Annotated in this window: 28 protein-coding genes and 1 tRNA gene; 15 read left to right on the plus strand and 14 right to left on the minus strand. The window is 65.3% G+C overall.

Annotation, left to right across the window (positions count from 1 at the left end):
• Positions 1-42 precede the first annotated feature (42 nt).
• The 4 genes from BerOc1_RS09565 (at position 43) to BerOc1_RS09575 (ending at position 2,822) form a co-directional block, all read left to right on the plus strand.
• On the plus strand, positions 43-693 hold the full coding sequence (locus tag BerOc1_RS09565; RefSeq protein WP_071545480.1) for a DUF47 domain-containing protein: 651 nt from the start codon (positions 43-45) through the stop codon (positions 691-693).
• 12 nt (positions 694-705) lie between these two features.
• Positions 706-2,007: an inorganic phosphate transporter gene (locus BerOc1_RS09570; protein ID WP_071545481.1), complete on the plus strand. Its 1,302-nt coding sequence runs from the start codon at positions 706-708 to the stop codon at positions 2,005-2,007.
• Positions 2,004-2,252 carry a hypothetical protein gene (locus BerOc1_RS18865; protein ID WP_129586520.1) on the plus strand — a complete coding sequence of 83 codons (249 nt, stop codon included), beginning with the start codon at positions 2,004-2,006 and terminating at the stop codon, positions 2,250-2,252. The genes BerOc1_RS09570 and BerOc1_RS18865 overlap by 4 nt, the downstream gene beginning before the upstream one ends.
• 66 nt (positions 2,253-2,318) lie before the next feature.
• Positions 2,319-2,822: an AbrB family transcriptional regulator gene (locus BerOc1_RS09575; protein ID WP_084641320.1), complete on the plus strand. Its 504-nt coding sequence runs from the start codon at positions 2,319-2,321 to the stop codon at positions 2,820-2,822.
• Between the two features lie 164 nt (positions 2,823-2,986).
• Here BerOc1_RS09575 and BerOc1_RS09580 read toward each other — a convergent pair whose 3' ends face one another.
• Positions 2,987-3,598, minus strand: coding sequence for an NAD(P)-dependent oxidoreductase (locus BerOc1_RS09580; RefSeq protein ID WP_071545483.1), 612 nt, complete (start codon positions 3,596-3,598; stop codon positions 2,987-2,989).
• A gap of 137 nt (positions 3,599-3,735) precedes the next feature.
• On the opposite strand from BerOc1_RS09580, the gene BerOc1_RS09585 reads away from it, so the two are divergent.
• Complete coding sequence (locus BerOc1_RS09585) at positions 3,736-4,110, plus strand: winged helix-turn-helix transcriptional regulator (RefSeq protein WP_071545484.1); 375 nt, start codon at positions 3,736-3,738, stop codon at positions 4,108-4,110.
• A gap of 73 nt (positions 4,111-4,183) precedes the next feature.
• Here BerOc1_RS09585 and BerOc1_RS09590 read toward each other — a convergent pair.
• From BerOc1_RS09590 to BerOc1_RS09605, 4 genes are all read right to left on the minus strand, one after another.
• Positions 4,184-4,259: transfer RNA gene (locus BerOc1_RS09590), tRNA-Phe, on the minus strand.
• A gap of 57 nt (positions 4,260-4,316) precedes the next feature.
• Positions 4,317-6,110: an aldehyde ferredoxin oxidoreductase N-terminal domain-containing protein gene (locus BerOc1_RS09595; protein WP_071545485.1), complete on the minus strand. Its 1,794-nt coding sequence runs from the start codon at positions 6,108-6,110 to the stop codon at positions 4,317-4,319.
• Positions 6,103-6,534, minus strand: a complete 432-nt coding sequence (locus BerOc1_RS09600; protein WP_071545486.1) for a 4Fe-4S binding protein — start codon at positions 6,532-6,534, stop codon at positions 6,103-6,105. The genes BerOc1_RS09595 and BerOc1_RS09600 overlap by 8 nt, the downstream gene beginning before the upstream one ends.
• Positions 6,535-6,568: 34 nt before the next feature.
• Entirely contained in the window at positions 6,569-8,191 is a 1,623-nt protein-coding gene (locus tag BerOc1_RS09605) for a glycosyltransferase family 4 protein (protein WP_071545487.1), read from the minus strand.
• 264 nt (positions 8,192-8,455) lie between these two features.
• Here BerOc1_RS09605 and BerOc1_RS09610 point away from each other — a divergent pair, with 264 nt between their 5' ends.
• From BerOc1_RS09610 to BerOc1_RS09630, 5 genes are all read left to right on the plus strand, one after another.
• Positions 8,456-9,937: a sensor domain-containing diguanylate cyclase gene (locus BerOc1_RS09610; RefSeq protein WP_071545488.1), complete on the plus strand. Its 1,482-nt coding sequence runs from the start codon at positions 8,456-8,458 to the stop codon at positions 9,935-9,937.
• Between the two features lie 511 nt (positions 9,938-10,448).
• Positions 10,449-10,718: a hypothetical protein gene (locus tag BerOc1_RS09615; protein ID WP_071545489.1), complete on the plus strand. Its 270-nt coding sequence runs from the start codon at positions 10,449-10,451 to the stop codon at positions 10,716-10,718.
• A 1-nt stretch (position 10,719) separates the two neighbouring features.
• A complete protein-coding gene (locus BerOc1_RS09620; RefSeq protein WP_071545490.1) occupies positions 10,720-12,474 on the plus strand; it encodes a portal protein in 1,755 nt (584 codons plus the stop codon).
• On the plus strand, positions 12,467-12,697 hold the full coding sequence (locus tag BerOc1_RS09625; RefSeq protein ID WP_071545491.1) for a Bbp19 family protein: 231 nt from the start codon (positions 12,467-12,469) through the stop codon (positions 12,695-12,697). Before BerOc1_RS09620 ends, BerOc1_RS09625 begins: the two co-directional genes overlap by 8 nt.
• Positions 12,694-13,536, plus strand: coding sequence for a hypothetical protein (locus BerOc1_RS09630; RefSeq protein WP_071545492.1), 843 nt, complete (start codon positions 12,694-12,696; stop codon positions 13,534-13,536). Before BerOc1_RS09625 ends, BerOc1_RS09630 begins: the two co-directional genes overlap by 4 nt.
• 930 nt (positions 13,537-14,466) lie before the next feature.
• Here the strand turns inward: BerOc1_RS09630 and BerOc1_RS18870 are convergent.
• Positions 14,467-15,270 carry a hypothetical protein gene (locus tag BerOc1_RS18870; RefSeq protein WP_129586521.1) on the minus strand — a complete coding sequence of 268 codons (804 nt, stop codon included), beginning with the start codon at positions 15,268-15,270 and terminating at the stop codon, positions 14,467-14,469.
• Between BerOc1_RS18870 and BerOc1_RS09640 the strand changes: the two genes are divergently transcribed.
• Together BerOc1_RS09640 and BerOc1_RS09645 are read left to right on the plus strand one after the other, a co-directional pair.
• Complete coding sequence (locus BerOc1_RS09640; protein ID WP_071545494.1) at positions 15,260-16,747, plus strand: MBOAT family O-acyltransferase; 1,488 nt, start codon at positions 15,260-15,262, stop codon at positions 16,745-16,747. The two genes, BerOc1_RS18870 and BerOc1_RS09640, sit on opposite strands and share 11 nt — an antisense overlap.
• The gene (locus BerOc1_RS09645; protein ID WP_071545495.1) at positions 16,747-17,820 is read left to right on the plus strand and encodes a hypothetical protein; all 1,074 of its coding nucleotides are present in this window, start codon (positions 16,747-16,749) and stop codon (positions 17,818-17,820) included. The genes BerOc1_RS09640 and BerOc1_RS09645 overlap by 1 nt, the downstream gene beginning before the upstream one ends.
• A gap of 24 nt (positions 17,821-17,844) precedes the next feature.
• On the opposite strand, the gene BerOc1_RS09650 is transcribed toward BerOc1_RS09645, so the two are convergent.
• The 7 genes from BerOc1_RS09650 to BerOc1_RS09680 all read right to left on the minus strand — a co-directional run bounded on the left by BerOc1_RS09650 (position 17,845) and on the right by BerOc1_RS09680 (position 22,338).
• A complete protein-coding gene (locus tag BerOc1_RS09650) occupies positions 17,845-18,060 on the minus strand; it encodes a hypothetical protein (protein ID WP_071545496.1) in 216 nt (71 codons plus the stop codon).
• Entirely contained in the window at positions 18,057-18,920 is an 864-nt protein-coding gene (locus BerOc1_RS09655) for an NAD(P)H-hydrate dehydratase (RefSeq protein WP_071545497.1), read from the minus strand. The genes BerOc1_RS09650 and BerOc1_RS09655 overlap by 4 nt, the downstream gene beginning before the upstream one ends.
• Positions 18,908-19,459: a putative Se/S carrier protein gene (locus BerOc1_RS09660; RefSeq protein WP_071545498.1), complete on the minus strand. Its 552-nt coding sequence runs from the start codon at positions 19,457-19,459 to the stop codon at positions 18,908-18,910. The genes BerOc1_RS09655 and BerOc1_RS09660 overlap by 13 nt, the downstream gene beginning before the upstream one ends.
• 2 nt (positions 19,460-19,461) lie before the next feature.
• Positions 19,462-19,680 carry a sulfurtransferase TusA family protein gene (locus BerOc1_RS09665; protein ID WP_071545499.1) on the minus strand — a complete coding sequence of 73 codons (219 nt, stop codon included), beginning with the start codon at positions 19,678-19,680 and terminating at the stop codon, positions 19,462-19,464.
• A gap of 9 nt (positions 19,681-19,689) precedes the next feature.
• Positions 19,690-20,775 (minus strand): YedE family putative selenium transporter, encoded by a 1,086-nt coding sequence (yedE, locus tag BerOc1_RS09670; RefSeq protein ID WP_071545500.1) that lies wholly within the window; start codon positions 20,773-20,775, stop codon positions 19,690-19,692.
• A gap of 212 nt (positions 20,776-20,987) precedes the next feature.
• On the minus strand, positions 20,988-21,926 hold the full coding sequence (locus tag BerOc1_RS09675) for a PA2778 family cysteine peptidase (protein WP_071545501.1): 939 nt from the start codon (positions 21,924-21,926) through the stop codon (positions 20,988-20,990).
• A 10-nt stretch (positions 21,927-21,936) separates the two neighbouring features.
• Positions 21,937-22,338 (minus strand): PA2779 family protein, encoded by a 402-nt coding sequence (locus BerOc1_RS09680; protein WP_071545502.1) that lies wholly within the window; start codon positions 22,336-22,338, stop codon positions 21,937-21,939.
• A 152-nt stretch (positions 22,339-22,490) separates the two neighbouring features.
• Here BerOc1_RS09680 and rlmN point away from each other — a divergent pair, with 152 nt between their 5' ends.
• Positions 22,491-23,531, plus strand: a complete 1,041-nt coding sequence (gene rlmN / locus BerOc1_RS09685; RefSeq protein ID WP_071545503.1) for a dual-specificity RNA methyltransferase RlmN — start codon at positions 22,491-22,493, stop codon at positions 23,529-23,531.
• A gap of 2 nt (positions 23,532-23,533) precedes the next feature.
• Here the strand turns inward: rlmN and BerOc1_RS09690 are convergent, their stop codons facing one another.
• Positions 23,534-24,340 (minus strand): transporter substrate-binding domain-containing protein, encoded by an 807-nt coding sequence (locus BerOc1_RS09690; protein ID WP_084641326.1) that lies wholly within the window; start codon positions 24,338-24,340, stop codon positions 23,534-23,536.
• Positions 24,341-24,562: 222 nt separating this feature from the next.
• Here BerOc1_RS09690 and BerOc1_RS09695 point away from each other — a divergent pair, with 222 nt between their 5' ends.
• Together BerOc1_RS09695 and BerOc1_RS09700 are read left to right on the plus strand one after the other, a co-directional pair.
• Positions 24,563-24,844 carry a hypothetical protein gene (locus tag BerOc1_RS09695; protein WP_071545504.1) on the plus strand — a complete coding sequence of 94 codons (282 nt, stop codon included), beginning with the start codon at positions 24,563-24,565 and terminating at the stop codon, positions 24,842-24,844.
• A 16-nt stretch (positions 24,845-24,860) separates the two neighbouring features.
• Positions 24,861-25,706: a deoxyribonuclease IV gene (locus BerOc1_RS09700; RefSeq protein WP_071545505.1), complete on the plus strand. Its 846-nt coding sequence runs from the start codon at positions 24,861-24,863 to the stop codon at positions 25,704-25,706.
• Positions 25,707-25,808: the final 102 nt, after the last annotated feature.

The raw sequence follows: 25,808 nt of genomic DNA on the forward strand, positions 1-25,808 counted from the left end.
ATCGGCCGCCGCCAGAACCTTCCAACTTCCGGGATCAGCATCATGAGCATAAACATCCTCCGTTCCAGCATTAAAATAGAAAGACAGATCGACGAATTTCTGAACCAGATCAGCGAGGCGGGGCTGATCTTCAAGTCGGGCACCGAGGCCTACCTGGCGGGCGACGCCGAGGGATTCGAGGCCAAGCTGGCCGACATCACCCTCAAGGAACACCGGGGCGACGAGCTGCGCCGGACCATCGAGACGGCCCTGTACTCCAAGACTCTCATCCCCGAGTCGCGCGGCGACGTGCTCGAACTGCTCGAGAGCATGGATTACCTGCTGGGCGGGTTCAAGGGCGCGCTGTGGCGCATCGAGATCGAGTCCCCGGAGATCCCCGAACCCTTTCACGCGGGCATCCTCGAGTTGAGCGACAACGTGGTCAAGACCGCCGAGGCCATCGTCCTTTCGGCGCGGGCCTTTTTCAAGGACCTGTCCACGATCACCAACCACATGCACAAGGTCTCGTTCTGGGAGACCGAATGCGACAAGATCGTCTCCCGCCTGCAGCGGGACATCTTCCGCGACGACTCCCTGCGCCTGAGCCACAAGATGCAGTTGCGCGACTATACGGGCGGCTTGGACAAGATCGCGGACAAGGCCGAGGACGTGGCCGACAAGCTGGCCATCTACGTCATCAAGCGCTCGCTGTAGGGGGCGTCGGGCATGACATCCATCTTTTTTTCGAGCGGCATATTCCTGGGCTGGTCCCTGGGCGCGAACAACATGTCCAACGTCTTCGGCACGGCCGTGGGCACCCGGATGATCCGTTTCCGTACCGCGGCCGTCTGGTGCAGCGCGTTCGTCATCCTCGGTTCGGTGGTCAGCGGCGGCGGAGCCTCGGAGACCCTGGGCAGGCTGGGCTCCATCAACGCCCTGGCCGGGGCCTTCATGGTCGCCCTGGCCTCGGCCGTGACCATGTTCGTCATGACCAAGGCGAGCTACCCGGCCTCCACCTCCCAGACCATCGTCGGCTCCATTGTGGGTTGGAACCTTTTTTCCGGGTCGCTCATCGACTACGGGGCCCTGACGCGCATCCTGTCCACCTGGGTCTTCTGCCCCGTCCTGGCGGCGCTCTTCTCCATGCTCCTGTACGTTCTGTGCCGCAGGCTGTTGCGCTTGACCAAGCCGCACATGCTCACACAGGACCACCTGACCCGCCTGGGGCTGCTCCTGGCCGGGATCTTCGGCTCCTACGCCCTGGGGGCCAACAACATCTCCACGGTCATGGGCGTGTTCGTGCCCATCTCCGATTTTTCGCCCATCAACCTTTTCGGCCTGGTCACCCTGAGCGCGGCGCAGCAGCTCTTCTTCCTCGGCGGCCTGGCCATCGCCGTGGGCGTGTTCACCTATTCCAAGAAGGTCATCATGACCGTGGGCGGCGGCGGGATCATGAAGCTCTCGCCCGTGGCCGCCTTCATCGTGGTCGTCTCCCACTCCCTGGTCCTGACCATCTTCTCCTCCCAGGGGCTGAGCGACGCCTTCGTCTCCCTGGGGCTGCCCGCCATTCCGCTGGTGCCCGTGTCCAGTTCCCAGGCCATCGTGGGTGCGGTGGTCGGCATCGGACTGCTCAAAGGCGGCCGCGCCATCCGCTGGCGCACGGTGGGGGCCATCTGCAGCAGCTGGGCGGTGACCCCGGTCCTGGCGGCGGGCATCTGCTTCGTCTCCCTGTTCTTCCTGCAGAACGTGTTCATGCAGCAGACCTACCGTCCGGAGCGCTACCGGCTGACCGGGGCCGAGGCGGCCCGGCTGGCTCCCGAGGTGGATACCGCCGGGCTGGACGGCCTGCTCGGGCGGACCTTTGCCAATGCCCGGGACTTCAAGGACCGGCTGGACCGGGTCCGGGAGTACTCAGAGGCCGACCTGCGGCGGATCATGGAGACCGCCAGGCTGTGTGATGCGTCGGCGGCCACGGCGCTTCAGGGAGCGGCGGACGCCGAAGGCGCGGCGCGGGGGGCGATGCCGTGAATCGCCATCCGCACCTGGCCGGTGCCGTGTTCCTGGCCTTGGTCCTGGCCGCTTCCCTGACCATGCCGTCCCTGGCCGGGACAGGGGGGCCGTCCCGGTCCGCCGTCGCCCGCCCGGCCGCATCCGGGGCGTTGCCGCGCGCAACGAAAGTCGGGACGAGCGGTTTCGGACCGCAAAAGACGGTTGCCAACGCGGAGCCGCCGGACTACTGGTCGTCACCGGCCCGCGTCAAGGCCGAGGTTTGACCGGCGCCCGGGCAGGGCATCCTCGACAGCAACAACCGGCGGACAGCCGCCTTTGGGTGTGACACAATGCAACAACTCGTGCATCTCGTTCTGATCATGGGGGCCGCGCTCGCCGGCGGGCTGCTCGCCAGCCGCCTGAACGTGCCCGGCAGCGTCATCATCGGCGCCATGCTCGGCGTCATCGTCCTGAAACTGTGCCTGGCGGCCCCCCTGGCCCTGCCCAGGCAGTGGTCGCTCTTCATCCAGATCGTGGTCGGGGCCACGGTCGGCTCGCGCTTCTCCCTGGACATGCTCCAGCAGCTCAGGCACTACGCGGTGCCCATCCTGCTCTCGGCGCTGCTGCTGATCCTCCTGGGCAGCGTCATGGCCGTGGTCTTCACCAAGTTCTGGGGCATCGACCCGGGCACGGCCTTCATCAGCACCAGCCCCGGGGCAATGACCGCCATGACCGGCATGGCCGGCGGCCTGAACGTGGACATCTTCCTGGTCCTGACCTTCCACATCACCCGGGTCATCCTGGTCATCCTCCTCGCCCCGGCGATCATGCGCATCAGCCGTCTGTTTCTCTAGCCGCCGCGAGTATGCGACACGAAGACAACGGGTTGCGGCCATGCCGCAACCCTCGCCCAACCCTGGAATCCGCAACGGAAAAGGCCCCGCGAGGAATCGCAGGGCCTTTGGCATCTGGAGTGGTGTTCGGGACAGAACTGAACTGCCGACACGGGGGCATCAGATCAATAGCCGACGGTAAAGCGCTCCCGAACATGCGCGGGCTTTTCCAGCTCATCCACCAGGGCGATGGCGAAATCCTCGAACGAGATGCTCGAGCCCGCTTCGGTGCTCAAAAGCTGGTCCTTCCCCAGCCTGAATTTGCCCGTCCGCTCGCCGGGGACAAACAGGGCCGAAGGGGAGAGGAAGGTCCAATCGAGATCGGTGACGGATTTCAGGTAGTCCAGGAAGTCCGCGCCCTTTGACGCCTCGGGCTTGTACTCCTCCGGAAAGTCGGGCTGATCTATCAGTTTTTTCCCCGGAGCGACCTCAAGGCTTCCGGCCCCGCCGACGACGAGATAACGCTTTACGCCGGCATCCCTGACGGCCTGGACAAGGACCGCGGGATCGCTGTCGACGAAGCGTACCGCGCTGATCACGGCGTCATGCCCTTTCAAGAGGGGAGCGAGGCTCTTCCCGTCGTGAACGTCGCCTGTTAGCGGAGTGACGCCGTCAAGCCGGGCGATCTTTTCAGGGTGGCGGGCTATTCCCGTCACGGTATGATTGCGGGATGTCAATTCCTTCAGAATTCTGGTTCCGACATTACCGGATGCGCCGATCAGTACGATAGTTGCCATAATGGCCTCCTAGGTATATTAATGAGACGTAGTATTTTTTCTAGACCATAGCCGAGCCCAAAATTTATGACAAGAAGTCAAAATACAATGACCAGGTCAGTGCCGGCTGACCTGCCCAACCCTTCAGGAATTGGATCATGAAAGACGACCAGCTGATATCCTTTGAACAGCCGTGCCCGATACGGGATGTGCTCGACCGCATCGGCGATAAATGGAGTTTGCTTGTCCTTCATTCGTTGTCCGAGGGCACCCTGCGGTTCAACGGGCTTGTCCGGAACGTTGAAGACATCTCCAAACAGATGCTGTCCAAGACGCTCAAGCGGCTGGAAAAGGACGGCTTCATAAGGCGTACGCTCTATGCGGAAGTCCCGTTGCGGGTGGAGTACGAACTGACCGACATCGGGAAATCCTTCCTCAAGCCCATGGCCGAACTCATCCGCTGGGCCAATGCGAATCACCGGGACATCGTCCTTGCCAGGCAGCAGTACCGACTCACCAATTCGAATCGATAACGGACCGCTTTCCCCCAGCCGAAAAAAGAAAAAGCCCTTGCGAAGAGTTCTTCGCAAGGGCTTGTTTTCCAGATGGTGCTCGGGGACAGAATTGAACTGCCGACACGGGGATTTTCAGTCCCCTGCTCTACCGACTGAGCTACCCGAGCAACCGGTCGAGAAGTTGGGGTTTACCGAAATGGCGGGCGGTTGGCAACCCCTTTTTTTCAAGAGGGCGTCTTTTTGGCCGTGGACAGGGGCGCTTGAGTGCCCTCGTCCTCCGGGGGGGCGCCCATTTCCATGATCTTGGCCGCGTAGGCCCGGCGCAGGGCGTCCATGTAGTCCACGTCCACCGGGCCCTTCCAGGTGGTGATCTCGGTGTACCGCTTGGGGATGACGACCTCGTCCGGGCGGTAGCCCATTTCCAGGCGCAGCCGCCAGCGCATGCGCTGGACCCGCCTGCCGATGTCCTCCATGGACCCGTTCAGCTCGCCGTAGCCCACGGATTCGAGCGCCTCGGCCAAAAGATCGTCCTTGTACACCCCGCGCGAGAACAGGCAGCCGACCATGCAGTTGAGCACGATCCGCTCCCGGCCGTCCTGGAGCAGGAAGTTCAACGCCTTGTCCACGTCCTTTTCGTCGTGCTTCTGGTCGTAGGCGTAGCCGCCGGAGTCCAGGTGCGAGTGGCGGAAGCCGAGCCCCTCGGCCACGAAAAAGACCTCGCCCGTGGCGTAGCCGGCCATCTCCTGGCCGAGCACGCAGGCGTAGTCCTCGCCGCCGTACCGCTTGGCGCACTTCATGGTCCCCTGGGCCAGCAATCGGTAGAAGTCGTTGTCCTGGCGGCCGAGATGCTCCACGGCGCGCATGTAGGTCTCGGAATCGCCCCACTTGAGCGGCTCCAGCGTTTCATTTTCGGAGATGGCGCCTTTTTCGAGCGCCTCGGTGGCCCAGGCCAGGGCCACGCCCGCGGACATGCAGTCCAGCCCCTCCTTCTCGATGACGTCGAGGATGCGCAGGACCTCGGGGGCCTCGGTCACCTCGAGCATGCCGCCGCAGGAGAATATGGGCTCGTAGTCGTAGCCCACCTGGCGGTAGAGATACTGGTTGTTTGTCTGAAACTGCTCGCGCACGAAGCCCACGTGGATGCAGCCCACCGGGCAGCCCGCACAGGCCGCGTTCCGGAGCAGGGTGTCGTCGGCAAAGGTCTCGCCCGAAATCTTCTCGGCCTCGGGACTGGAAGTCTGCTGCAGGTTCTTCCACGGCAGGGACTTGAGCGCGTTGAGCGGGTTGATGTTCACCGCCGTGCCCAGGCCGTGGTATTTGGCCATCATCTCGGTGGTGGTCAGCTGCTCGAAGATGTGCTTGTACAGCTTGGGGTACGCCTTGCCCTCGGGCAGGTCGAACCCCCGGTCGCCGAGCACGCAGATGGCCTTGAGGTTCTTGGCCCCCATGACAGCGCCGCCGCCCATGCGCCCGAAATGGCGGAAGGTGTCCACGTTGATGCAGGCGTAGGCCGACAGGTTCTCGCCCGCCGGGCCGATGCGCATGATCGAGCGGCGGCCCGAGCCCGGGAATATCTTGCGCAGCACGCGCCCGGTCTGGATGGCGTCGAAACCGCGCATGTACTCCACGTCGCGGACGTCCACCAGGCGCGAGCCCACGCAGACGGCGGTCAGCCGCTTGGCCTTGCCGGTCACGACAAGCGCGTCCAGGTCGGCGAAGCGCAGGGACAGGGCGGATTTCCCGCCCGCGTAGCTCTCGGTGTACTGGTTGTGGTAGGGCGAGCGGAAGGCGCAGCAGGTCTTGCTCATCAGCGGGAAGTAGCCGGTCAGCGGGCCGATGGCGAAGATCAGGGGCTGCTCGGGGTCGTCCCAGTCGCGGTCGATGTGCCCGAACTCCCGGAACAGGTGCGCGGCCAGGCCGGAGCCGCCCAGGTATTCGGCCCGGCCGGGGATCTCCTTGAGCCGGGTCTTGCCCGTGGTCAGGTCGACCACCATGACGCGGAAGAAATCTCTAATCATCGCTGCCTTCCTCCTCTTCCCGGGACGGCAGGTCCACCAGCTCCAGACAGTCGTGGGGGCAGTAGGGCACGCACTGGCCGCAGTGGATGCACACGTAGGGATTGACCAGGTGGTCCAGGAAGATGGCGTCCACCGGGCACGCCTCGGCGCACTTGCCGCAGCGGATGCACAGGTTGCGCTTCTGGATCACGCCGCCGTCCCGGCGCTGGGCGAGCGAGCCCGTGGGACAGGCCTGGGCGCAGGGGGCCGGGTGGCAGGCCAGGCAGACGCGCGCCTCGAAACCCGTGGACAGGCCGCCGGACGACGAGATGCGGATGCCCGCCTTGTTCCAGGAAAGGACCTTGTGGACCTGTCTCGCACAGGCCAGCGAACAGGAATGGCAGCCGATGCATCGTTCCATGCGGGCCGCTCTGAGAGCTTTCATCAAATGCCTCCGGGTCGGGAACGCCGGGTTGGAATCATTCCGTGATTTGCAGGATATCCTGCTTGAGCGCCCACAGGATATGATTTTTGATCCGGGTGACATTCAGGTGGGGCGCCACGTCCGATACCTTGCGTATCAGGCTGGCGCTGTCAACCGGGTTGCGGGCGAAAAAGGCCAGCCGCCGGACGGCCTCAAGGTCGATGGCGTCCTTCAGCCCCGCGTACACGTTGGGAAAATCACGGTTTCGGTAAAATGCCTCCCCGGTGCGGCCGATGGACAGTTTCACGCCGTCGTCCAGGGTCCGCGCGGGATAGTGGCCGAAGATGCGCCCGTACTCCGGGGCCAGGGGATGGGGCAGGTCGCGCAGCGGCCCGGCCTCGACCGGCTCTTCCCACAGCGCGTCCCACAGGGCCGTGTATTGCCCGATGACCTCGGGCCAGTGGAACAGGCGGCGCACCCGGTCCCGTCCGGCCGCGCCCATGGCCGCGCGCAGCCCCGGGTCGCGGACCAGCCGCCCGAGCGCCCCGGCCAGGGCCGGAATGTCCACGGCCGTGGTCTGGGCCAGGGCGAGGTGGTACTGGTTGTCGAAATTGAGCGGCGCGTCCAGGTCCACGTCCGGGGTCTCGGCGAGCCCCATGGTCGGCACCAGCAGGCCGGTTTCTTCGTGGGTCACGATGTCCCGGTACCCGTCGTAGTCCGAGGCCACCACGGGCAGGCCGAAGGCCCCGGCCTCGACCAGGGTGATGCCGAAGGTTTCCTGGGGGTTGTCCGCGATGGACACGAACACGTCCGCCTGCCGGAACAGCTCCCGCTTGCGCGCTTCGTCCGGCCGCAGGACCACGCTCAGGGGCACGCCCGCGTTGTCAGCCAGGTGGGTCAGGGTGTCCAGGACGTGCGTCTCCCGCTCGGCCCAGCCCGCCAGAACCAGCTCCACGGACTTCGGGTCGAGCCCGTCCAGGATCAGCCGGTGCAGGGCGCGGACCAGCGGAACCAGGTCCATCTTCGAGTGGTGGGAGATGCGTCCGAAGACCAGGATGCGCGTCGGGCCGTCCTTCTCGGCCTGGCCCGGAACGTAGGCGTCCGCGTCCACGGCCAGGGGGATGCGTTCGAGCCTCGGCCCGGGGTGGGTCGCCTCGCTCAATCCGAACCCCGCGCGCAACTGCCCGAAGAATCCCTCCACCGCGATCCTGCCGGCCGTCGAGGTGCAGACGATGGCGTCGCGCCGGGTGGCGCCCGGCCACAGGTGCTGCAGAAACGCCTTGGGATAGGCCGCGTAGCTCAGGGAATGGATCGGCCCGGTGACCGGAAAGATGCGCTCGCTCAGGCGGTTGCGCATGCGTGAAAGAAACGGCTGGCTGGCGATGCAGTCCGACAGATGGAAGCAGTGGTAGGCCGTGTCCGCCAATCGCCCGGGCAGCGCCTCCCGGAGCATGAGCCGGACGCGCCCGTCCTCGAGCATGCCGGGCGCGGTTTGTTCCAGATGCCCCCGCAGCGGGCCAAGGGTCCGCTTGCCGGGCAGAAAGAAATGGTATTCGTCAAACGGGTCGGCCTGGAGCAGGGCGTCCAGGAAGCCGACATTGGCCACGGTGCGGCCCATGACGGGACCGCCCTCGAAAAACGGGTCCAGCGTCCCCCAGATGCGTTTTGTGCCGGTCATGACTAGGTAAAGACCGTTCCCGGCCGGTTTGTCAATGGCCGGGCGCTCCCCCAAGGGGGCAGATTATGCCGTCCGGCCCGGCCCGGCCGCTCCCTTCGCTACAATTTTCCCCAGCCATATCAACTCCCTGTCGATCCGCTCACCGCTCCTTTTCCGTTTGCCGTTCCGCGTGGCCCCGATTTTGCTCAATCCCTCGCAGGGCGGGGCTCTCCGCCAAAGTTTTGACGTCGTAAAGGAGCACGATGCAGAATGCCTAGACAGTCCATGAAACGAGGAAGACGGCCCGAACTCATGTGGGGACTCGGTCTTGCCGAATCCGAGATGCGCCAGATCATCGACGGCGTCGGACCCGGCTTCCACGTCCGCAATTTTCCCGAGGACGCGCTGCCCGTGAGCCGTGAGCTGGAACAGGAGGAAAAACCCTCGGCCGCCTGGATACCCTGGTCGGTCTGGTCCGCCTTCCCCGAATCCCGCAAGCAGGAATACCGCGACCAGGACGAGACCCACCGCATCCTCATCCAGGACGGCGAAGCGGAAGTCGAAATGGAACAGGTCCTCGCCGAAGGGTTCCTGACCGCCGTGGACCTGCCCCTGACCCGGCCCAAGATCCAGGACGTCATGTTCCGGGCCAAGGAAGTGAAGAGCCTCTACTCGGACATCTACCGGATGACCGAGGAGATCATGCTCGAACGCGAACTGCTGGCCCGCAAGACCGACCAGCTCATGTTCCTGAACAAGCTGCTCGCCTCGGCCACCGAAAGCCTCGATGCAGGCACCATCCTGGCCAACGCCAAGAACTCCCTGGGCCTCATCCTGCCCGTCAAGGTGCTCCACGCCGCCTTCTGGAACACCGGCTCGGACAACGCCGCCGACGTGGAGGTATTCCTCAACGGCAAGATGATCCCGGCTTCGGAGTCCGAATGGATCGAACGGCTCATGGCCTCGGCCTGCTCCCTGGGCTCGGGCGCGGTCAACGGCTTTCAGATTTCCTACACCGACCCCGCGCGCAGGCCCGAATACTCCCTGGCCCCGGACCAGGGCAAGCTCGTGACCATGCCGCTTACCGCCGGACACCAGACCTTCGGCTGCCTGACCCTGCTCTGCGAACCCGGCTACCGGCTGGGCAAGGACCAGGTCGAAACCCTGCGCTCCGCCGTCAATCACGTCGGGCTGGCCCTGCGCAACGCCCTGGCCTTCAAGGAGGTCAAGCTGCGCGCCGACCGCGACGGCCTGACCAGACTCTACAACCGCCGCTCCTTCGACGAGCGCCTGGTCTACGAGATCAAGCGTAGATCGCGTTATCATCACGACCTCTCTCTGCTCATGGTCGACCTCGACCACTTCAAGTCCGTCAACGACACCTACGGACACAAGGCCGGCGACCTCGTCCTGCGCAAGGTCGGCGAAATCCTGTCCACCGTGTTCCGCACCACCGACCTGGCCGCCCGGTACGGCGGCGAAGAATTCGTCGTGCTCCTGCCCCACACCAGCGAAGAGGCCGCCTGGAAACTCGCCGAACGCGTGCGCACCGCCGTGGAAAACTGCGCCTTCGACTTCAACGGCCGAAACTTCTCCGTGACCGCCTCCATCGGCGTCGCCTCCGTGGAAGGCGGCTCCCTGGCCTCCACGGACGACGATCTTGTGCTCAAGGCCGACAAGGCCCTCTACCAGGCCAAGAACAACGGCCGGAACATGGTCGTGGTCTCCGGACAAAAATCCACCCCCGCGCACAACGCCATGCAATAGCGCGTCACCGCGAACACAAGAGCCCCGTCCGGAGTCACTCCGGGCGGGGCTCTTTTCTTTCTGTGCCTCCGGCGGGCCCTCGGCGGGCGGGCGTCTCCGACGGCCAAAGAACCTTTTGGAAAAGGTTCTTTGGAATCTCCCAAACTTTTTGTGTGCCTTCGGCAGGGGCGTGCGTGCGCGGAAAGGCGTGCCGGGCGCGCGGGGAGTGGGGCGCGAATCCTTCGGGACGGTAGCCAACGCCGCAGGCGGGGTTGGGCATAGCTCGCCCAGGCGGTCTTGCGGCGTTTTCCCACTTCTGAAAAGCGGCAGTGCCCATTGCGCTATGCCTTTCCCTCTCCACCGTAGCGTTCTTCCAGCCGTCGGTATCCGCCCCCTGTCAAGTTGATTTTTTATACCTCTCAAACGTTTTTCCCATACATTCGCCGACATTTCGGGGTGGTCGGGAAAAGCGGGGGTATGCTCCTGCCAAACACTTTAACAGGAGGATTCACTCATGGGAGGATCTGGAAGTTTGATCGGAAGCGTTTTCGGAGGACTGACCGGCCTGTTGGGCGCCGACAAGGGGCCTGACGACTCCATGAAGGAGGAGCGGGAGGCCCGCGAGCGCGAGCAGGCCCGCAAGGAGGCCGACGAGCGCCGCCGGGACCGCGACAAGGTTCTGGAGGCACGCCAGTTGGAGGGCAAACGCAAGTCGGAGAGCCTGCTTTCCCAAGGCGCGACAGCGCTGAAGGACGCCCCGGAGGTGTCCGGCAAGGCGTTGAAGACCAAGTTGGGGGAGTAGCATGGACAGAACCGAACTGGCCCGTTCCCTGCTTGCGCGCTTCTCCGGGTTGGAGGAGGCCCGCCGCCCGTGGGTAGGCTCGTGGCAGGAGCTGACGGAATACATGTTGCCCCGCAAGAACAGCTTCGCCGGGCTCGGGGGGAGCGCCCCGGGGCGCGGCCGGGCGGGCGACGAGCGCATCTTCGATTCCACGCCGCTGCACGCGCTGGAGTTGCTGGCCTCGTCCCTGGGCGGGTTGTTGACCAACCCTTCGCTGCCCTGGTTCGACATTTCGGTGAAGGACCGGGCCGTGGGCGACGGGGACGAGGTCCGCGCCTTTCTGCAGGAGGCGCGCGAGCGCATGGTGGCGGTGTTCAACAGCGAGGACACCGGGTTCCAGGCGCACGTGCACGAGTTGTATCTGGACGCGGCCCTGCTCGGCACGGCGGTCATGTATGTGGAGGCGGACCCGACCACCGTGGTCCGGTTCTCGTCCAGGCCGCTGGGCGAGGTGTTCGTGGCCGAGTCCGCGCGCGGCCGGGTGGACACCGTGTACCGCAAGTACGAGCTCACGGCGCGCCAGGCCATCCAGGAATGGGGCGCGGGCTGCTCGGACGAGACGCAACGCAAGGGCGAGGACCGGCCCGAGGAGCCGGTGGAGGTCCTGCACGCGGTCTTTCCGCGCATGGACCGCGACCCGGCGGGCTTCGGCTCGGCCCACTTCCCGTTCGCCAGCGTGTACCTGGAGGTCAAGAACAGCCACGTGCTGGAGGAGAGCGGGTACCTGGAGATGCCGTACATGGTCCCGCGCTGGGCCAAGGCCGCGGGCGAGACCTACGGCCGGGGGCCGGGGCAGACCGCGCTGTCCGACGTGCGCGTGCTCAACGCCATGGCCCGGACCGCGCTCATGGCCGCCGAGAAGATGTCCGACCCGCCGCTGATGGTCCCGGACGACGGCTTTCTCGGGCCGGTCCGGTCCGGGCCGGGCGGGCTGTCCTATTACCGGGCCGGGTCCCCGGACCGCATCGAACCGCTGCCCGTGAACGTGGACCTGCGCGCGGCCGAGGAGATGATGAACGGCCGCCGGGAGTCCATCCGGCGGATATTCCTGGGCGACCAGTTGGCCCCGGAGGGCCCGGCCGTCACGGCCACCGAGGCGGTCATCCGCCAGGCCGAGAAGATGCGCGTGCTCGGCCCGGTGCTGGGCCGGTTGCAGACCGAGTTCCTCGGCCCGCTGGTTCGGCGGGTCTTCCGCATCATGCTGCGCGGCGGGGCGCTGCCGCCGTTCCCCGAGGGGCTCGCCCCCGGCGACCTGGAGGTGCGCTACACCTCGCCCGTGTCCCGCGCCCAGAAGCAGTACGAGGCCCAGGGGCTGGCCCAGGTCATGGAATACCTCTCGCCCCTGGTGGGCGCGCAGGACGCCTTCGGGATCATGGACAACTTCGACACCGACCGGGTGGCCCGGCACGTGACCGAGCTGTTCAACACCCCGTCCGACTACCTCAAGTCCGAGGAGCGCGTGGCCCAGGGCAGGGAGCTGAAGCAGCGGGCCGCGAGCACCCAGCAGACCGCGTCCACCGTGGCCAACGTGGCGGCCATCGCCAAGACCCTGTCCGAGGCCTACACGGACCGGCCCAGCGCCCTGACCGAACTGTGGGGGATGCTGACCGGCATGCTCGGGGCCAGGGCCGGGGCCGAGTCCGCGCCTCCCGCTCCCGCCCAGGCCGATCCCGCACAATCCGATCCCGCCGCATACGAGGAGGCTTCCCATGCCTGAGACCAGCCCGCTCGAACTGCACCGGGCCTACAGGCGGCTCTTCGAGACCGCCGACGGGCGCACGGTCATGGCCGACCTGGAGCGGCGTGGCTGCTTCATGCGGCCGACCTATTCCACGGACCGGGGCCGGACCGAATTCAACGAGGGCCGCAGGTCCCTGGTCCTGCACGTGAAGCAGATGCTTGAACCCGAAAACTTCATTGAAAAGGAGAACAACCGATGACCGACAAGAATGAGAAACGGAAGAATTGGCGGATGACCCTGCCCGAGGAATGGATCGTCCGCCATGTGGGCGAGGACGGCACCGAGACCGAGATCCCCCTGCGCGACCACCCGGCGCTGGCCAAGTACGCCACCAAGGACGAGGCCGTGAAGGCGTTGGTCCATGCCCAGCGCATGCTCGGCAAGACCCCGGAGGGGTTTGTCCGCGTGCCCGGCGACCAGGATTCGCCCGAGGATCTGGCCGCCTTCTACGCCGCCCTGGGCAGGCCCGAGAAAGCGGACGGCTACGAGCTGCCGGACATGGAGCTGCCCGAGGGATTCGCCCTGCGCGAGGACCTGATCGGCGGCCTGCGCGAAAAGGCCTTCGAGCTGGGGCTGACCCCCAGACAGGTGGCCGGGCTGTACCAGTGGTTTCTGCCCCTGGTCCTGGACACCCACCACGCCATGCAGGCCGAGGCGGGCAAGCTGCGCGAGTCCGAACTGGAGTCCCTGCGCTCCGTGCACCGGGGCGACACCCCGTCCCTGCTGGATTCGGCCTTGCGCGCGGCCGAGGCCGTGGGCGGCGAGGAGCTACTGGCCGCCCTGGACGACACGGGCGCGGGCAACCGGGCCGCGGTCATCGGCGCCTTTGCCAAGATTGCGCCCCTGGTCCTGGAGAGCGGCCTGCGCGGCTCGGCCCGGGGCTGGGGCGAGGACCTGACCATTGAGCGGCTGCGCGAGATGATGCAGGACCCGCGCTACAAGGACCCGACCAAGCGCGAGGATTCGTTCGTCAAGAAGGTCAATCAGGGCTTCGAGTTGCTCTATCCCGGCGACTACGTGCCGGGCAGCCGCATTTAAGACTGTTCAAAAGGGGTTGGATGCCAGGCGCGAGGATAATCCGCCCCGCAGCGTATTCTTTCATACGTGAGGAGGCGGATTATCCGAAACAACGACGCAGACAGTCCCTTTTCAACAGTCTGCAAGATGGTGCGAGGGGCCGCCGGTCCCTCTTGGTCATACCCCCTGGAGGGCCGGGGGCGAAAGCCTCCGGCCCGTATGCAACGGATGAGAATACGAATGAATTAGTGGATACCGATACGTTCATCCGCATAGACACGGACAGGTTCACCGGCCAGCCCCGCGCAAGTGGATCGAATACGCCGACGGCGTCATGGAGCCGGTGCGCAGGGAAGGCAACCTGAACAGGAAATACCACGGCAACAAGCGCTCCCTGGACTGGTGGACCGTGGACAAGCCCGTGGACTGGAACCCCCGCGACGAGGGCAAGCGGGTTTCCCTGAACCACGACTACGGCAAGCGGGACAAGCCCGCCGGTCCCGAGGGCGCGGGCGCGGACTCCGGTAGGGCCGCTGGTCCGTCCCCGGCTCCGGCCAGGGCCAAGCCCAAGGGCAGGAGCACCCTGAACCAGGGGGCCGACGGATTCTGGGAATACGAGGCCCGGCGCGAGGCCGAGGCCAAGGCGCAGCCCCGGTCCGGCCCCACCCCCGCGGCAGACCCGGCCGGTCCCGGAGCGGGCCGGACGCCGGGCTCCCCGAGCGGCAAGTCCGAAGAGACCAACGACGCGGCCGCCACCGCCGGAGCCCTCGGCGGAATGGTGCAGTCCAAGGGGCAGCATGGGAAGGGGAAGTTGACCTCTAATGATCCAAAGGCCCAAGAATTGATGGATAAATTCGGAGGAAAGCGGGAAGACTTCAAGCGGGAAGCAAACAAGGAGTTGAACGCATTAAGCGATCAAGCAAAAAAAGCAACGTCTCCAAAAGAAAGAAATCAGCTCCTCCGTAGGAAAGATGCAATAAAAGGAGCCATTAAATTGATGGATCGCGAATTATTGAAGATGCCCTTAATAACATCATTCACTGTTTCATGTCCTTTGTTTTTGAACAAAAAACGTTCAGCTTCTTTATCATAACAAACGAGGATTTCCTGATTTACATTTCTTACTACATTTGAAGCCCTTTCCAGCCACTTCAGCCACTTCAGCCACTTCAGCCACTTTGAGACACGGGCCGGAATTTGTTCCTTTTCCAAAGCTTGTTTTATCTCTATTGAGAGAGATGACGGGGCGGAGTATATGGAAAGCACGGGTTCCTGTTTTTTCCAATACCAGTCGCGGGATTCCCCCAACAAGAAAATCCGCAATACGGCCAAATCCGGATCGTCGTAGTTGGATGAGAACGTAACGGCTTCCAATTCAGAGACCCCGGAATCTGCAAGCGCCTTATCCAGGTTTCCCCGCTTGATTGGGTAAGTATGCCTTTTGGCCAGCTTGGTCCGGCCGTTGAATCGGTATTCCAAAACCGTTGCGGTTTCCTTCGCTGGGCCAATATGTGGCATACGATTAAAGAGGGCAAGGATGGGCCGGAGCGCACCGCTGCGGGGAGGGAAGGTAGAGGGCGGGCCATGCCCGTCTGTGTAGGCGCGTTGAGGAAACTTGAGGATTCCGATGTAACCCTTGCGTTTCCTGAACTGAACTGAAGTATTCTTGACATTTTGCCCCGTTGCCGTAGAAAAGGCGGACTGGCCGGAGCCGTGTCCCGTCAATTCAACCAGCGCCGCACCTATGCTTTTCAACTCACCGGAATTCCTTTTCCTGTTCCTGCCCGCGGCCTGTCTGATCTTCTATTTCGCCCGGCGCGTTTCGCCCACGGCCCAGGTTGTCTCCATCATCGGCCTGTCGCTCTTCTTCTACGGCTACTGGCGTATCGAGTACCTGCCCGTGCTCCTGTTCAGCCTGGCGACCAACGGGCTGTTCGCCTTTCTGATGGGCCGCGCCCGGTCAGAGGGCGTACGCAAGGCGTTGCTCGTCCTCGGGGTGGCCACGGCCCTGTCCGTGCTCGGCTTCTACAAGTACACCCATTTCCTGCTGGAGAATCTGAGCCTCCTGTTCGGCTTCGACTACACAGGACAGGCCGGGGAAATCCCCATCGGCCTGTCGTTCTACACATTCACGGCCATCGCCTTTCTGACCGATATCCACACCCGGCGTATCCAGGGCTACACCTGGCCCGAATACGGGGCGACCATCACCTATTTCCCCCACCTTGTGGCCGGGCCGATCCTTTTTCATCACGACACCATCCCGCAGCTGCGCATGCCGGGCGGCATCCGCTTCACCCCGGAGCGGGTCATGCTCTTCCTGTTTTTCTTTTCCGTGGGGCTGCTCAAAAAAACCGGGCTGGCGGACAACATCGCCCACTTCTCCGACCCGATCTTCACCCAGGTGGCGGGCGGCGGCATCCCGGACCCGGGCCAGGCGTGGCGGGCGGCGCTCTGCTATTCCATGCAGCTCTATTTCGACTTTTCCGGCTACTCGGACATGGCCATCGGCCTGGGCTGTCTGCTCGGCATCCGCATCCCGGCCAACTTCTATTCGCCCTACCGGTCCAGGAACATAGCCGAGTTCTGGCAGCGCTGGCACATCTCGCTCGGTTACTTCCTGCGCACCTACCTGTACATCCCGCTGGGCGGCAACCGCAAAGGGGCCTCCCGCACCCTGGTCAACCTGTTCATCGTCTTCTTCCTGTGCGGGCTGTGGCACGGCGCGGGCTGGACCTTCGTGGTCTGGGGCGTGATGCACGGCGTGGCCATGGTCGTGCAACGCGTCTTCTCCTCGCGGGTCAGGCTGCCGGACACCCGGCTGGTCGCGGCCTGTTCCATCCTGGTCACTTTCGTCTTCGCGGTCTTTGCCTGGGTGGTTTTCCGGGCCGAATCCTTCCACTCGGCATGGGTCATCATGCAGGCCATGGTCGGCGTGTCCGGCTCCCGGCTGCACAACCTGCCCGACCAGCACGTCGAGCTCTACCTCGGCCTGCTCCTGCTCGTGGTCTGGCTCATGCCCAATACCCTGCAGGTCATGCGCCGCTTCGACCCGGCCATCCTGCTCGGCAGGCGCAACGAGTATCCCTTTGCCCGGCTGGTGCCCGCCGCCCTGCGCGAAGGCCGCGCCTTCGCCTACGCCGCAGGGACGCTCTCGGCCCTGGCCCTGGTCACGGGCACGGTTTTTATGTTCGTCAACGGGCAGGTCCGGTACCTGTACTTCGATTTCTGATGCCCAAGCGATTCTCCATAACCTTCGCGCTGGTGGTCCTGATCTACGGCGGATTCGCGGCTTTCAACTTTTCGCTGGTCTATCTGGCCGGGGAGACGCTTCCGTACACGGATATCGCCCACGCCCAGCAGGAGCGCCCGGGCACCCTCTACGGCCCGCTTTTCAACAACGATCACGCCGCCTACAAATACGCGCTCATGGAAGCGAGGCCGCACGAGGTGGTGGTGGCCGGTTCGTCCCGCGCCCTGCAATTCCGGCAGCCGTTTTTCAGCAAGCCCATGGTCAACTGCGGGCGGATAATGTCCAGCGTGCGGACCGCGCTCAACTTTTTCGAGTACATGGAGAAACAGCCGCCCAAGACGATCCTGGTCATGCTCGATTTCTGGTGGTTCCGGGAGCCCTTGAAAGAGCTCACCGGCGGGTACCGGTACACCCTGTCCACCGGCACCGAGCGCAGTCTGGACATGTTTTTTCTGCCGTCCTGGTACGTGGCAGAGGGCAAGATCGGTATTGGCCGGGTCCTGCAAGGCTCCCCTCGTTTGGACGGGCGGTCCGGCCGGATCGGGCTGCGCTCCGAGAACGAGGACGCGGGGTTCGAAGCCGACGGTTCCCACCACGAGCCCGGGGGGGCGAGGCAGACCCACGAGGCCATGGTCGCCAACGTAGGGACGCGCATCGGGAAAACCGAGTTCCGCTACAGCGATCGACTCCAGACCGGTGCCCTGGATGCCCTTTTTGCCGAGGTGGCCAAGCTGGAAGGCCTGGGGCACAAGGTGGTCGTGGTGTTCCCGCCCATCTCCCCGGCGTTCGAGGTGGAACTGGAGAACAACGCGGGATACGCCTACGTGGGCAAGACCCTGGATTACGCCGCGCGGCACGGGGCCGTGGACCTGCAGGATCCGGCCCGGCTCGGCCTGCCCCCGGCCGAGTTCCTGGACTCTCTGCATCCTTCCGCACGCGGCGACGCCAAGGTTCTGCTCGAACTGGCCCATTTGCGTCCGGAACTGCGGGAGGTCCTGGATATCGGCGCGGCCGAGCGGTTTCTGGCGTCCGGCCGGGAACTGCCCGAGTAGGGCTGCCTTCTTCTCCCGAGCGATCTATTCTTCTTCCGAAATTGCGGCCTCGAGGTCGGCCATGAGCGCGTCGAGGTCCAGCCCGTAGCGGGCGGCGACGTCGGCCACGGTCTCGAACAGGGCCTTGCACAGCAGGCACTCGCCCGCCTGTTCGTCGCGGGCGCGGAAGACCGCTTCGGCGGCGCGGTGTTTGTGGACGATGTCCAGCAGGGTCATGTCCGGGGTGATGTGGCGAGTCACAGGATTTCCCCCATGGCCCGGGAGAGCGCCTGCGGGATGTGCGGGATCAGCTCGCCGATCTGCGAGGCCGGGGTGGGGCGGGCGGCCTCGCCCGCGTACCGGTTGGCCTGGGCGGCCACGTGCGCGGCCTTGGGCGCGGACAGCCCGGCCGCCATCAGGGCGCAGGCCATGCCCGTGACCGTGTCGCCCGTGCCGCCCATGGCCTCCATGGCCTCCACGGACGGTTTGGTCACCTCGGCCAGGACCCCGGTGCGGTCCGCGACGCGGTCCACGCGCCCCTTGACCAGCAGGCAGCGGGCCGCGTTGTCGTGGTCGTAGGCGCGGTTGATCAGTTCCGGCACCCGGTCCTCGTCCTGGAGAATGAAGCCCCGTGTATAGAAGGGGTGCGGCGCGGCCTCGTCGGCCAGGAAGGCCAGCTCCCCGGCGTCGGGCGTGAACAGGGCGTATTCCCCGGCGTAGCCGCTCATCTTGGCCGCGTACATGAACCCGGCGTCCGCCACCAGGGCGGGCGGCCCGGCCATGGACTGGGCCGCCATGAGCACGCGGTTGTGCCAGTCCACGTCGGGCTGGAGATAGTGGAAGGCCAGGACCGCGCAGCGCCGCGCGGGCAGGACCTCGACCAGGCGGCGGTACAACTCGCGGCTGCCGTTGCCCAGTCCCTCGTCGCCCGCCAGCAGGGCGTGGGGCGGGTTGGCCCCGAGAAAGTCGCAGGTGACGGCCGCCGCGGCCAGCAGGGCCGGGGTGCCCCGGTCCGGGGCCAGGGCGCGGCCGCCCACCGTGAGTCCGTCGCCCGCCACCTCCGCCAGGGCGTCCAGCACGGGCACGGCCGGGTCAGGTATGGTCCCGACTACGATGAGCATAACCGCACCATCTCGGCATGGGCCAGCTCCAGGGCGTAGCCGCACAAGGTGTGGCCTATCTCCCGGGGGGCCGGTGCCTCGTCCAGGGTGCGGCCGATGAGCCGGGCCGCGATGTACGGCACGTCCGGGCAGCCGCCGCCGGACACGTTGACGATGGTCCGGGTCTTCTTGTCCACGGTCAGCTTCATGTTGGCCGCGCGGACCATGAGGTGGTCGCCGAAATCCTTGACCTGGAAGAGGTCCACAGGCGAGAGCAGGGGGCCGGTCACGGGCACGCTCTCCAGCGGCGCGGTCCCGGCCTCGTCAAGGATGCGCAGGATGTCGAGCTTTTCCATGAGCGGGAACTCCACCACCAGGTCGCAGCCCCGCTGGATCTCCGGGGGCGGGCCCATGACCCGGATCTCCCGGCCCGACTCCTTGAGCAGCCTCTCGGCCCGAATGACCTCGCTGGTATGCTCGAACACGAGCAGCCCCCGGTCCGCGCGCCCGGAAGCGGGCGGACCGGAAGCCTTTCTTTTGAACAGGTTGGCCAGGGCCAAGCCTAGCCCCCGAGCAGTTTCAGGCGGTATTCGCCGCCTTCCTCGGAGATGGAATCCACCTTCCAGCCCTTGCCCTGGGCGGCGCGGGCCACGTTTTCCTTGGACGCTTCGGTGTCCACCAGGACCTCGAGTTCGCCCGTGCCCATGGCCGCGATCTTGGCCAGGGTATCCAGTACCGGTTGGGGGCAGGACAGGCCCCGCGCGTCGACTAATTCACTCATGCCGTCCCCCTATGCCGTTTTCTTGCGCATGGTAAAACCGATGAACAGGCAGACCGCCAGGCCGATGAAGACCGCCGCGATACCGTGCGGGCCCACGCCCTTGGGCGAACTGGCCAACCCGAAGTTGTGGGAGAAACCCGCTCCCACGATCATGCCGAGCACGAACACGGCCGCGTCGCCGTCTCCCTCGCCCGCCATGAACAGCTGGCGGCCCGGGCAGCCGCCGGCCAGGGCGAAGCACAGTCCGGCCAGGACCATGCCCATGAAGTTCCACAGGCCCTGGGTGTGGGCCACGGGCTGGTTGGCGAAGCCCATGTGGAACTGGCCCAGGATCAGGTTGACCGCGAAGGCGGCCACCAGCAGGGCGATCACGCCCGAGAGCAGGTGGACCTGCTTGAACAGGATCAGGTCGCGGAAGGCCCCCATGGTGCAGAACCGGCTGCGCTGGGCCAGGGTGCCGACCAGCAGGCCCACGGCCAGCGAGACGAACAGGGGCGCGTGCATGGCCCCGGGGCCCTTGAGGCTGTAGAAGAGCACCCCGGACTTGGCCTCGTCGGCCACCTGCGGGTAGATGAACATGAGCGCCAGGAATCCGGCCATGATCAGGGGCATGACCACTCCCACGGACGGGTAGGTCTTCTGAGCCCGGCCCAGGTTGTACCCCTGGCGGAAGAACAGGGTGCCGATGCCGATGCCGACGATGAGCCCGGCGATGCCGAACAGGGCGTTCAGGTCGCCGCCTGCCAGGCGCAGGATGGCCCGCCAGGGGCAGCCCAGGAAGACCAGGGCCCCGATCATGGCGAACACGCCGAGCACGAAGCGGACGATGGGCGCGGAACCGGCCCTGGGCCGGAAGTCGCGGCCCATGAAGGCCGCGCCCAGCGCGCCGAGCACGAAGCCGATTATCTCGGGGCGCATGTACTGGACCACGCCCGCCCGGTGCAGTCCCACGGCACCGGCGATGTCCCGTTCGAAACAGGCCACGCAGATGCCCATGTTCCCGGGGTTGCCCAGATATTGCAGCAACGCGGCCAGGCAGCCGATGACGAGCCCGACGGAAATGATCCCTTTCCGAGAGGCGAAAAAGTTGGTCATACCTCCTCCTTGAGTAAAAAGCGGACTTTCCCCCAATAAAGAGCAGACCTTCCCCCAATTCCGATACGAAACATAGAGGAATACAACCGCCTGAACCAATTCTTTCTATATACTCTCGCTTTTGCACTCATAGATTTTGTGAATACAAAGCCGCGCAAACCATGGCGGACAGGGATGCGATACAGGAGGAAGGCGGAAGGGGAGGCGGGCGGCTACTTTTCGATATCGGACAGGGTCTGGCGGAAGGCCTCGACCTGCGGGCCGCCCAGGGACACGGCCTTGCGTGCGGCCGCAAGGGCCTCGTCGCGGCACCCCAGTTCGTTCAGGACAAAGGCCAGGTTGTTGAAGGCGATGCCGCTGTCCGGTTTGACCTCGGCGGCCTTGCGGAAGGCTTCGGCCGCGCCCTGCGCGTTGCCCAGGGAGTAGCGGGCGTTGCCCAGGCCGATCCAGGCGTCGTGGCTCTGGGGCCAGCGGCCCGTGGCGGTGGCGTAGGCCTGTTCGGCCCCGGCCCATTGCTTGGCCCGCTCCAGCCCAACGGCCCCGTCCAGCCACTCCTTTTCCCGGGCCGTGGCGGGCAGGCGCGAGGGCGGCAGGACCAGAAGCCCCCAGAAGTCCGGGCCCCAGGTGTTCTCGAAAACCCGCCACGGGCTGCGCTTGGACCGGATCGTGCCCGAGTTGAGCAGGACCTCGCCGGTGCCGTTGTCCAGTCCGGTGACCACGGCGTAGTGCCAGACCGGGTACCAGGACAGGGCGAGGTTCTGCAGGACGATGACCGGATTGCCCGCGCCTATCTCGGCGGACAGCCGGTCCGCACCGTGGATGACGTAGGCCATGCGCCCGTGGCGGCGGGCGGCGGTGATCATGTCGGGCTGGATGCTGCCCTTGCTCGCCGGGGTGTAGACCTCGGCGGTCAGGTCCTCGGGCGCAACCGGGACCCCGCTCCAGGTCATGGTCATGGCCAGGGCGGCCGGGCCGCACTGGTACTCCTCCTGGGGGTAGAAGGGCACGTCGTGCACGCGGGTCAGTTCCGCGCCCGTGGGCGAGGGCGGCATGACGCCGCCGTACAGGCTGCAGCCCGATCCCAGGGCCAGGAGGAGCAGGGCGAGACAGGCGGCGGCCAGGCGGCCGCCGCCCCGTGTGATGCGGTGCATTGAGTTTCGGCTACCGGGCCTTTTTCACGAACGGGAAGACGTCCGTGGCTCCGGCCATGTCCGTGATGAGCAGGATGATGAAGACCAGGAGCACGGCCCCGATGACCACGCCGAAGGCGCCGCCGCCCGCGGGCATGTCGTTCATGCGCTCCGCGATCTGGTTGACCTCGGCGTCGGACAAAGCGTTGACGCGCTGCTCGACTTCGGCCACGGACAACCCCTTGCTCTGCAGGACCTGGCGCACGTCTTCGCGCTGCAGCTGGGCCAGGACCATGGCGCGGTTGTCCGCGCTGCGGCTGGCCGCCAGGGCCGACTCGGTGGAGACGAGCCCGGCACGGGCGGAAGCGACGTTCAGGACGAGCAGGGAAAAGACCACGACCAGGCAGACGATTCTGCTGAATTTATTGCACATTTTAAGAGTTCCTCCGGATTGTCGTTTTTCTCGGACGGACGGGTTATAACGCACTGCGGACCGTACGGCAAACCCCTGGCCGCTTTTTGCACATGAAGTCCGGTCCTCGATGGGCCTTGACACCGCCCGCCCCTGTCCTGCAAGGAACGCCCATGCACAATCTTATCGAGCTGAACAAGAATGACCTCGAGGCCTTTGTGGCCGAGGACCTGAAGGAACCCCGCTACCGGGCCGAGCAGATCTGGCAGTGGCTGTGGCAGAAGCGCGTGCGCGACGTGGAGGCCATGACCAACCTGTCCAAGCCCCTGCGCGAGAAGCTGGCCGCCATGGCGGACATCGTCTGGCCGGAAATCGCCCGCGTGGCCGAGAGCCGGGACGGGACCATCAAGTTCCTGCTTCGGCTGGCCGACGGCAAGCTCATCGAGACCGTGCTCATCCCCATGCAGGACCGCTACTCCCAGTGCCTGTCCACCCAGGTGGGCTGCGCCATGGCCTGCACCTTCTGCAACACCGGCAAGCTCGGCTTCGAGCGCAACCTGACCTACGGCGAGATCATGGGGCAGATACTGGTGGCACGGCAGTATTTGGCCGACCGGTCCATGAACGAGCTCAAGAACCTCGTGTTCATGGGCATGGGCGAGCCGCTGCTCAACCTGGACACCCTGATCAAGGTTCTGACCGACCTGCCGTGCGAGCGCGGCCTGTCCCTGTCCTGGCGGCGGTCCATGGTTTCCACCGTGGGCTTCCCGGACAAGCTCAAGATTCTGGGCGACCTGGAGATCGCCCTGCCGGCCATCTCCCTGCACGCGCCCACCCAGGACCTGCGCGCCAGGATCATGCCCAAGGCCGCGAAGGTCCACCTGGACGACCTCATGGCCGCCCTGGCCGCTTATCCCATGCGCCCGCGCGAGCGGATCACCTTCGAGTACCTGCTGCTCAAGGACGTCAACGACTCCATGGAGCACGCGGACCAGCTGGCCCGGCTCATCGACCGCAAGAAGGGCAAGATCAACCTCATCGCCTACAATGCCACCGAGGGCATGCCCTACGGCGCGCCCGACCGCGAACGGGTCGAGGCCTTTGAAAAGCGTCTGTGGGACCACGGCCTGACCGCCTTCATCCGCCGCTCAATGGGCGCGGACATCAAGGCGGCCTGCGGCCAGCTCAAGGCCGAAAGCCTCGAACTGGAGTAGCCCTAGCGGTCCAGACCGTGCTTGCGCTTGAGGGAGTCCACCAATGCGGAGCGGTTCTTCAAAAAGCGGTCGAACTCCCGCATGACCAGGGGGCGCTTGATGGTCGACAGCCGGTAGGAACCGGTCGTGTGCGGCAGGCAGGGGTCGAGGACCAGCTGGTCCGTGCGGTCCATGGCCGAGAGCAGGTGGCGGGCCGCCTCCACGTTGGCGTAGACGCCGTCCACCCGGCCCATGAGCCCCTTGCCCAGCAGCCCCGAGATGGAGGCGTTTTCCGATACCTTGACCGACTTGGGGTCGATGGGCGGGGTGAGCAGCCACGGCTTGAACCCGGCCAGGATGCCCAGGGTCTTGATGGCCCCCATGCCCTTGCCCAGGTTTTCGGGCTTGACCAGGATGCCGTCCGTGTACGAGCAGACCGGATCGGAATAGATGATGTGCAACCCCTTGCGCCTGCCCGGGTGCCAGTCCGGGGAGTCCGGGAATTTCAGGTCCAGGGTGCGGGTCTCCAGGAACTCCTGGTACAGCCGCTTCACGGGCAGGGGCACATAGACCATGGTGTAGCCGTATTCGATGGCGAATGAATCGAGCAGGTCGCGGGCATAGCCCTCGTAGTCGCCGTGTCGGAAGGAGCCGTAGGGCGGGTAGTCGATGCGCTCCACGCCCACGGCCAGCTCCACGGGCTCGGCCGGTGCCGGTCCGGCGCAGGGCAGCACCAGGGCGCAGGCAAGGAGCAGCGTCGCGGCCAGGTTCTTCAGGCGGCACGGGGCCGCGTTCCGTTTTGGGGGTCGTCTTGCGGGGTGTTTGGGCATTCTCGTCGTCGTATCCTCGGCTCGGCTCCCTCGGGCCTGGGCAGCTGGATACCTTGTATTCGTCTTGGTGACAATGACCGGTTTCACCCGGTCGGATGGGCCGGCCTCGCGGTTCGGCCGCCGGGGAGGCCCGAAATACCGGGGTTGCCATACCCCCACTACATATGTATGGGTAGCGCCAGCCGCAGCGACACTGCGGACATCATATATCAGGAGTGCAGTATGGCAGCCACCGTGGACGAAATCACCATCAACTATTCCGAAGACAACCAGCTCATCGTCAAGGAGCTGGACAAGGTCGTTCTTTCCAAGGGCGCCTGGACCACCATCGTGTTCCGCTACCAGGAACTCAATCGCGCCAAGGGCGAGTACGGCCCGGACAAGTACACCATCCGCCGCTACCAGAAGGTGGACGGCACCTACCGCCCCAAGTCCAAGTTCAACATCTCCTCCCAGGCCCAGGCCCAGAAGATCGTGGACGCCCTGGGCGGCTGGATCGACTAGCCGGGCGGATCGTCCCATGTATTTGGGCTCGCACATGTCCATCGCCGGGGGCCTGCACATGGCCTTCGAGCGGATCATGCGGGTGGACGGCACGGCCCTGCAGATATTCACCCGCAACCAGCGGCAGTGGAAGGTCCCGGAACTGACCGAGTACGACGCGGAACTGTTCGCGGCGGCCCGGGCGCGGTGGGGCGACTACCCGGTGGCGGCCCACGATTCCTATCTGATCAATCTCGCATCGAACAAGGAAGACCTGATCAAGCGCTCGGTCCTGGCCTTTGCCGAGGAACTCAGGCGCATCGAGACCCTGTCCATTCCGTATCTGGTCACCCACCCCGGCTCCCACCTGGGCGCCGGCGTCGAGGCGGGCATTGAGCGTTACGCCGCCAACCTGGACCGGGCCATCGAGCGGTCCGGCACCAGGCAGGGTATGATCCTGCTCGAGACCACCGCCGGGCAGGGCACCAACCTCGGGTCCACCTTCGAGGAGCTGGCGGCCATCATCGAGGCCTCGGCCCACCCGGACCGGCTCGGCGTGTGCTACGACACCTGCCACACCTTCGCCGCCGGTTACGACATCCGCACTCCGGAGACCTACGCGGCCACCTTCGAGACCTTCGACCGGGTCATCGGCCTTCCCCGTCTGAAGTTCTTCCACCTGAACGACACCAAGAACGAATTCGGTTCGCGCAAAGACCGGCACGAACTCGTCGGCCAGGGCGAGATCGGCGTGGAGGGTTTCCGCAACCTCATGCGCGACCCGCGCTTCGTGGACATCCCCAAGACCCTGGAGACCCCCAAGAAGGAGGACCTCCAGGACGACGTGCGCAGCCTGACGCTCTTGCGCGAACTGGCGAAATAGTCTTTCATACCCCGACCACCCGAACCCGAACCACACACCCGCCCATCTCTCCTTGCGCGAAGCGCACCTAAAAAATTTAGGAAAGGAGAGGGGATGGGGGTC

The organism is Pseudodesulfovibrio hydrargyri, from assembly GCF_001874525.1.
Classification (GTDB): Bacteria; Desulfobacterota; Desulfovibrionia; order Desulfovibrionales; family Desulfovibrionaceae; genus Pseudodesulfovibrio; species Pseudodesulfovibrio hydrargyri.

Coding starts and splice junctions, on each gene's coding strand:
- BerOc1_RS09565 (WP_071545480.1), top strand. CDS start 43: ATGAGCATAAACATCCTCCGTTCCAGCATTAAAATAGAAAGACAGATC.
- BerOc1_RS09570 (WP_071545481.1), top strand. CDS start 706: ATGACATCCATCTTTTTTTCGAGCGGCATATTCCTGGGCTGGTCCCTG.
- BerOc1_RS09575 (WP_084641320.1), top strand. CDS start 2,319: ATGCAACAACTCGTGCATCTCGTTCTGATCATGGGGGCCGCGCTCGCC.
- BerOc1_RS09580 (WP_071545483.1), bottom strand. CDS start 3,598: ATGGCAACTATCGTACTGATCGGCGCATCCGGTAATGTCGGAACCAGA.
- BerOc1_RS09585 (WP_071545484.1), top strand. CDS start 3,736: ATGAAAGACGACCAGCTGATATCCTTTGAACAGCCGTGCCCGATACGG.
- BerOc1_RS09595 (WP_071545485.1), bottom strand. CDS start 6,110: ATGATTAGAGATTTCTTCCGCGTCATGGTGGTCGACCTGACCACGGGC.
- BerOc1_RS09600 (WP_071545486.1), bottom strand. CDS start 6,534: ATGAAAGCTCTCAGAGCGGCCCGCATGGAACGATGCATCGGCTGCCAT.
- BerOc1_RS09605 (WP_071545487.1), bottom strand. CDS start 8,191: ATGACCGGCACAAAACGCATCTGGGGGACGCTGGACCCGTTTTTCGAG.
- BerOc1_RS09610 (WP_071545488.1), top strand. CDS start 8,456: ATGAAACGAGGAAGACGGCCCGAACTCATGTGGGGACTCGGTCTTGCC.
- BerOc1_RS09620 (WP_071545490.1), top strand. CDS start 10,720: ATGGACAGAACCGAACTGGCCCGTTCCCTGCTTGCGCGCTTCTCCGGG.
- BerOc1_RS09625 (WP_071545491.1), top strand. CDS start 12,467: ATGCCTGAGACCAGCCCGCTCGAACTGCACCGGGCCTACAGGCGGCTC.
- BerOc1_RS09630 (WP_071545492.1), top strand. CDS start 12,694: ATGACCGACAAGAATGAGAAACGGAAGAATTGGCGGATGACCCTGCCC.
- BerOc1_RS09640 (WP_071545494.1), top strand. CDS start 15,260: ATGCTTTTCAACTCACCGGAATTCCTTTTCCTGTTCCTGCCCGCGGCC.
- BerOc1_RS09645 (WP_071545495.1), top strand. CDS start 16,747: ATGCCCAAGCGATTCTCCATAACCTTCGCGCTGGTGGTCCTGATCTAC.
- BerOc1_RS09655 (WP_071545497.1), bottom strand. CDS start 18,920: ATGCTCATCGTAGTCGGGACCATACCTGACCCGGCCGTGCCCGTGCTG.
- BerOc1_RS09665 (WP_071545499.1), bottom strand. CDS start 19,680: ATGAGTGAATTAGTCGACGCGCGGGGCCTGTCCTGCCCCCAACCGGTA.
- yedE (WP_071545500.1), bottom strand. CDS start 20,775: ATGACCAACTTTTTCGCCTCTCGGAAAGGGATCATTTCCGTCGGGCTC.
- BerOc1_RS09675 (WP_071545501.1), bottom strand. CDS start 21,926: ATGCACCGCATCACACGGGGCGGCGGCCGCCTGGCCGCCGCCTGTCTC.
- BerOc1_RS09680 (WP_071545502.1), bottom strand. CDS start 22,338: ATGTGCAATAAATTCAGCAGAATCGTCTGCCTGGTCGTGGTCTTTTCC.
- rlmN (WP_071545503.1), top strand. CDS start 22,491: ATGCACAATCTTATCGAGCTGAACAAGAATGACCTCGAGGCCTTTGTG.
- BerOc1_RS09690 (WP_084641326.1), bottom strand. CDS start 24,340: ATGCCCAAACACCCCGCAAGACGACCCCCAAAACGGAACGCGGCCCCG.
- BerOc1_RS09695 (WP_071545504.1), top strand. CDS start 24,563: ATGGCAGCCACCGTGGACGAAATCACCATCAACTATTCCGAAGACAAC.
- BerOc1_RS09700 (WP_071545505.1), top strand. CDS start 24,861: ATGTATTTGGGCTCGCACATGTCCATCGCCGGGGGCCTGCACATGGCC.